The organism is Microvirga aerilata (genome assembly GCF_016743775.1).
Lineage (GTDB): Bacteria > Pseudomonadota > Alphaproteobacteria > Rhizobiales > Beijerinckiaceae > Microvirga > Microvirga aerilata.
Map to the genome: position 1 here is coordinate 1 of NZ_JAEQMY010000175.1, position 5,481 is coordinate 5,481.

General features: G+C 64.1%; 4 protein-coding genes and 1 tRNA gene. 1 reads left to right on the forward strand and 4 read right to left on the reverse strand.

All coding sequences use genetic code 11. The features are described 5' to 3' along the window. Positions 1 to 273: 273 nt before the first annotated feature. On the forward strand, positions 274 to 912 hold the full coding sequence (locus JKG68_RS30740) for a hypothetical protein (RefSeq protein ID WP_202066078.1): 639 nt from the start codon (positions 274 to 276) through the stop codon (positions 910 to 912). 13 nt (positions 913 to 925) lie between these two features. Here JKG68_RS30740 and JKG68_RS30745 read toward each other — a convergent pair whose 3' ends face one another. The 4 genes from JKG68_RS30745 to JKG68_RS30760 form a co-directional block, all read right to left on the reverse strand. After that, positions 926 to 1,780, reverse strand: a complete 855-nt coding sequence (locus JKG68_RS30745) for a tellurite resistance TerB family protein (protein ID WP_202066080.1) — start codon at positions 1,778 to 1,780, stop codon at positions 926 to 928. 80 nt (positions 1,781 to 1,860) lie between these two features. Then, positions 1,861 to 4,032 carry a TRAP transporter permease gene (locus JKG68_RS30750; protein WP_202066082.1) on the reverse strand — a complete coding sequence of 724 codons (2,172 nt, stop codon included), beginning with the start codon at positions 4,030 to 4,032 and terminating at the stop codon, positions 1,861 to 1,863. Between the two features lie 74 nt (positions 4,033 to 4,106). After that, the gene (locus JKG68_RS30755; protein WP_202066083.1) at positions 4,107 to 5,084 is read right to left on the reverse strand and encodes a TAXI family TRAP transporter solute-binding subunit; all 978 of its coding nucleotides are present in this window, start codon (positions 5,082 to 5,084) and stop codon (positions 4,107 to 4,109) included. Between the two features lie 320 nt (positions 5,085 to 5,404). Further along, positions 5,405 to 5,481 (reverse strand) — tRNA-Met (locus JKG68_RS30760).

Below are 5,481 nucleotides of genomic sequence, written 5' to 3' on the forward strand. Positions count from 1 at the left end.
GCCGTCATGCCGGGATTGTCCGGATTGTCGAACCAGAGGCGCGAGCGCAGCTGATCGGGTGTGCGACGGTGAGGCCTGTCAGCCATTCTTCATATCCTTTCAGGAATCCGTAGACGGGTTGTGGCCATTTGATCTGGAGCAGGAGCCAAGATCAACCATTCCCTGACGAAAGTTGCGGCAATTGGACATGATCGGGGAGGCCCGCTCTTGCGGCGCGCACGGCCCCCTGCCGCAATTGATACATTGTTCTATAAGGTTTCATGCGATAGCGTGATGCTGGAAACCGTTCTCTCGCCTCGATTGGCCCAGCCCATGCTTCGCTCCGCTGCCCTGCTGCTCCTTCTGCCCGCTCTCGTCACGCCAGCCCTGGGCGACGACTGCCCCACGGCGCAAACCGCGAAACTGGGTTTCGTCCTGGAGCGGCAAGGAACCCGGGCCGAGATACGGCCCGCCGCGAATCACGTCGTTCACGTGGTGAACCTGTATCCGGGCGGAAAGAAGCAGGACGTTCTCTACTACCGGGGCTTCTTCCCCTTAAGCCGCTTCGACGACACGGCCCGGAGCATCAATATCCCGGTCTCGGACATTCGAACCCTTTTCCCGCTCGAGCCGAAAGCCCGCCGGGCCCTGACCTACACGGCCGCCCAGCCGGACAAGGTGGGCTCCCTGATCTCCCTCGAGCTCACGGTCACAGGCGAGGAGCAATTTCAGATGGGCTCATGCTCCTACAATGTGCTGATCGTGCGCAACCGCTTCCTCAATGCCGAGGGCAAGGTCACCTCGGAGCATACGGACCTGTACTCGCCGGATCTGAGCTTCGTCCTGGCCAAGCGCTACGACGAAGGCGGCGGCAGGCAGACGACTGTGAAGTACCAGAGCATCAAGCCCCTGGGCCGCAACTCCCCTCTCTGACCCGCCTAGAGCATCAGGCCATGGCTCCGGCCGTGCTGTCGATCTGGGCTCTGACCGCCTGATCGAGGTCGAGCGCCTCGGCGAGCTGGTTGAGGAACTCCCGCTCCTGGATCGTGTCGGGATCGATGGCGATGCGGGCCGCCGAATAGACCTGGGCAGCCTTCTCCGGATCGGTGACTCCGGCCGCGAGTTCCTCCACATCGGCAGGGGACGCGATTTCCGTCTCGAGCCACCGGGTGGCCTCCGGGTCGATGCCCGCCTCGGTCAGACCTTTGACGATGCGGGAGCGCTCGGCGTCATCGATCTGCCCGTCGGACGCTGCTGCCGCCACCATCGTGCGCAGGAAGAGGAGCGCGTCGTCCTCGGTTTGCGAGACCGGATGGAACCGCGAGGTCTCCGGCAGGCTGAGCGCCGTCTGCGCCACCGCTTCCTCGGACGGCACCAGACCGGCGGGCGCTGCCTCCTGGGGCTCAGCGGCCGAACCCGTTCCGGCGGAACCTGTTCCGACCGAACCCGTTCCGACCGAATTCTTGGCCGCCTGCTGGTTCTGGAAGGCCTTGTAGGCCAAGCCCCCGATCACAGCGAGACCGCCCAGCTTGACGAGGCTGCCGGTCACCTTGCCCTTCTTGCGCCGGCCGAACAGAAGGCCCGCCAAGCCGAGGAGAGCGGTCTGGGTCATTCCAGGATGCTGAGTGGCAAAATCCTTGGCCTTCTGCAGGAGCTGATCGGGCGACCCGCCGGTAACCTGGCTGACGCCCTTCTCGACCTGCTGCCTCAAGCCTCCCGAGGCGGAGCCTCCGGCATTCTGCTGATCGGGACGGCCCATGGCTCCAACGAACGCATCCAAAAGCTTCCTGTAGTCGACCATGAGGGCCCTCCTTTCGATTTCAGGAAGAACAACGGAAGTGCCGCGGAATGGTTCAGGTTTGGAGCCTCACGGACAAGGCCTCACGCCGGCCTCGGCGCGGGCTCTGAGCGCGCCTTGAGGATCTGGGAGAGAATAACGGGGCTTGCCAGCGCCAAGCCGATCAGGGTGGTCAGCGGATCCGGCGCGATGATCGGCAGGGACGCGATGCTGATGAGCCAGCGCTCCCAGGTCTGGAGCCGCGTCAGGGCATAGCCGGCAAACGCCGCCGACAGGAACAGGATGCCCACGAGAGCTCCCGCGACGACGAGGAAGAAGCTCGGCCAGGTGAACTCGGGCGTGACCAGCAGCATGGCCGGGCCATAAACGAACACGAAGGGCACCAGGGCCTTGCCGAGGCCAAGGCGGAAGGCCGTGTTGCCGGTCTTGAACGGATCGGCTCCCGCCATGCTGGCCCCCGCATAAGCCGCCAGGGCCACCGGCGGCGTGATGTCGGCGAGCACCCCGTAGTAGAAGACGAAGAAGTGCGCCACGAGGGGCTGAACGCCCAGCAGCCCGAGCGCCGGGGCCGCGACCGTCACCATGATGATGTAATTGGCCGTGGTCGGCACGCCGCATCCCAGAAGAATGCACACGACAGCCGTCATCAGGAGGGTGAAGAACAGCGTCAGGGCCTTCATGTCCACGAGCCAGACCGGCAGGACGTCCACGAAGGTCTGGGCGATCTGAGCCGCAAAGGACGTGACGATGAAGGAGATCTTGAAGCCGACGCCGGTCAGCGTGACGATTCCCACGATGATGCCCACCGTCGCAGCCGCAGCGCCCACGCCGATGGCGTATTTGGCGCCGACCACGAAGGCATCGACGAGATCGAGCACCAGCGCCTTGCCGGCATCGGTCTTGATATAAGTGTAGACCAGAAGCGCCAGGACGAAGCCAAGAAGCGGGCCTGAGAAAACCAGCTGCGTGAGAACGCCCGCGGCAATCCCCGCGATGACGGCGGCGAGGAAGCCCATGGTGACGGCAGGAACCCGGGACGCGCCAACCACGAGGCAGGCCGTGATGCCCCAGAAGGCCGCCAGGTAGGGCGTAAAGCCCGAAAACAGCACGATCAGCAGAACGGCGAGCGGCATGATCGTCTGCCAGCCCTCGCGGATAACCTTGACGGCGCTCGGCATCTCCTCCGGCGGCAATCCCTTCAATCCAGCCCTCTTGGCCTCCAGGTGGACCTGCATGAACACGCCGAAGAAATGCATCGAGGCCGGAACGAGGGCCGCCAGGATCACCGTCTGGTAGGAAACGTTGAGGAACTCGACCATGAGAAAGGCCGCGGCCCCCATGATCGGCGGCGTGATCTGGCCGCCGGTCGAAGCCGCCGATTCCACGGCTGCCGCGAAGTGGCGCTGGTATCCGACCCGGATCATGGCCGGAATTGTGAGCGAGCCGACCGTGACCGTGTTGGCGATGGACGAGCCCGAGATCATGCCGAACAGGGCCGAGCCGAAGATCGAGACCTTCGCCGGCCCGCCCGCATAGCGCCCGGCCACGACGGTGGCGAGATCGATGAACAGCTTGCCCAGGCCGACGCGCGTCGCCAGCACCCCGAACAGCACGTAGTGGAAGACGTAAGTGGCAACAACTCCCAGGGCGATGCCATAGATGCCCTGGCTCGTGAGGTAGAGGTGGTTGACGATATTGGACCACGACGCGCCGGGGTGTTGGAGAATGCCCGGCATGGACGGTCCGAAATAGGCATAAAGCATCACGCCGATGGAGATCACCGGCAACGGCCAGCCCACGGAGCGGCGGGTCGCCTCCAGCAGAACGACGATCAGGATGGTGCCCATGAGCACGTCGATTGCCGACGGATTGCCGACCCGGAAGGCCAGCTCGTTGAAGATCCAAGGCACGTAGAGGCTGGCGACCGCCGCCGCGACGGCCAAGGCCCAGTCGACCAAGGAAATGCTCCCCGGCCGCCACCAACCCGAGGGGGCGATCCGGTTCTGGTCGTCCTTGAAGGCTGAGAAGACGAGGAAGATCAGGCCCAGCACGAAGGCCATGTGGATGCCGCGATGGGTGGCCTCGCGCAGCAGTCCGAAGCCTGCCGTGTAGTAGTGAAAGAACGAGAGCGCCAGAAGCATCCCCGCGACGAGCCACGCCGTTCCCGGAGGCAGAGGCCGGAACCGCATCTCGGGATCGAATTTCTCCTCGAGGCTGCGGTTCTCGATGATCACGTTGGGATCTGGCAGGGACATGGGCAACTCTCGCTATCAACAAAACGCCTCCCGCGGCAGGTGCCGCGAGAGGCCAGGCAGGCCGAAGGGGCCGATCAGCTCTTGGACAGGCCCGCTTCCTTGTAGAAGCGCTCGGCACCCGGATGCACCGGAATGCCGGCGCCCGCCAACGCCGTTTCCTTGCGGATGAGCTTGCCCTTGGCATGGCCCGCGTCGAGCGCCGCACGGGTCTTGTCGCTCCAGAGGCCCTTTACGACCTCATAGACAACCGCCTCCGGCACCTTGGCGGAGGTCACCCACTGCGCGCCGACGGCCAGCGTCTTCACGGCGCCCACGTCCTTGTAGGTGCCCGCCGGGATCTCGTCGGCCGCAAAGAAGCTGTATTGTTTCCTGATTGCGTCAGCCTCAGCCCCCGACAAGGCAACGATTTCGACGCCGCCGCCTGTTGCGGCAAGTTCGGTGATGGCGCTGGTCGGATAGCCGCCGACGAAGAAGAAGGCATCCAGACCGCCGTCGCGCATGCGCTCGGCAGCCTGGTTCGGCTTCAGGAAGTCGGCCTTCACGTCGCTTTCCTTCAGCCCCCAACCGGACAGGATGATACGCGCGTCGACGAGCGTTCCGGATCCCGGTTCGTCAAGGGAGACCCGCTTGCCCTTGAGGTCGGCCACGGACTTGATGTTGGCGGATTTCGCAGCCACCAGATGGATGCTTTCCGGATAAAGATTGGCGAGCAGCCGAAGATCCTCGATCTTGCCCTTGCCTTCGAAGAGGCCCGTTCCCGTATAGGCCCAATAGGCCACGTCGGCTTGGCTGAAGCCGGATTCGAGGCCGCCCGATGCGATGGAATTGACATTGGCGACGGAGCCGTTGGAGGCCTGAGCGGTCAGAACCAGCCGGGGCGGGTTCGAGACAGCGTTCGCGATGAGGCCTCCGACCGGGTAGTAGGTTCCAGCCGTGCCGCCGGTGCCGATCCGGAAGAAGGCGGGCGCCTGTGCAAGCGCATTGCGGCCCAAAGCCGCCGCCGCACCGAGGCCGAGGCCAAGCTTGGTGAAGTCGCGGCGTGTCAGTTTCATGGACATCGTATTCCCCTCGTGAAGGACCGACCGTTTTGTACGGCTCGGCCTCACTGTACCGGATATCGACGTCTCGTCCACAGGATGCACTTAGAGCTTTGGAGATATGACAGGAAGGATCACCCGCCTAGCGAAAGCTTCATTCCCCGCATATTGTCTGACGCGTCTGTGCCTTGATCGTGCGGCGTGGCTTGTGTGTGACGGGAGGCCTGCACTGGCTCTGCAGGAGCGTGCGCCCACGTGTTGCGTCCTGTTTTGATACGACAAAGCCCTCGCTGGGAACACCATGCGAGGGCTTCTGGTTCGACACCAAGTGTCGGTGGTTGCGGGGACAGGATTTGAACCTGTGACCTTCAGGTTATGAGCCTGACGAGCTACCGGGCTGCTCCACCCCGCG

Excerpts from the sequence above, each read along its gene's own strand:
- JKG68_RS30740 (WP_202066078.1), top strand. The coding sequence starts at position 274 with ATGCTGGAAACCGTTCTCTCGCCTCGATTGGCCCAGCCCATGCTTCGC.
- JKG68_RS30745 (WP_202066080.1), bottom strand. The coding sequence starts at position 1,780 with ATGGTCGACTACAGGAAGCTTTTGGATGCGTTCGTTGGAGCCATGGGC.
- JKG68_RS30750 (WP_202066082.1), bottom strand. The coding sequence starts at position 4,032 with ATGTCCCTGCCAGATCCCAACGTGATCATCGAGAACCGCAGCCTCGAG.
- JKG68_RS30755 (WP_202066083.1), bottom strand. The coding sequence starts at position 5,084 with ATGAAACTGACACGCCGCGACTTCACCAAGCTTGGCCTCGGCCTCGGT.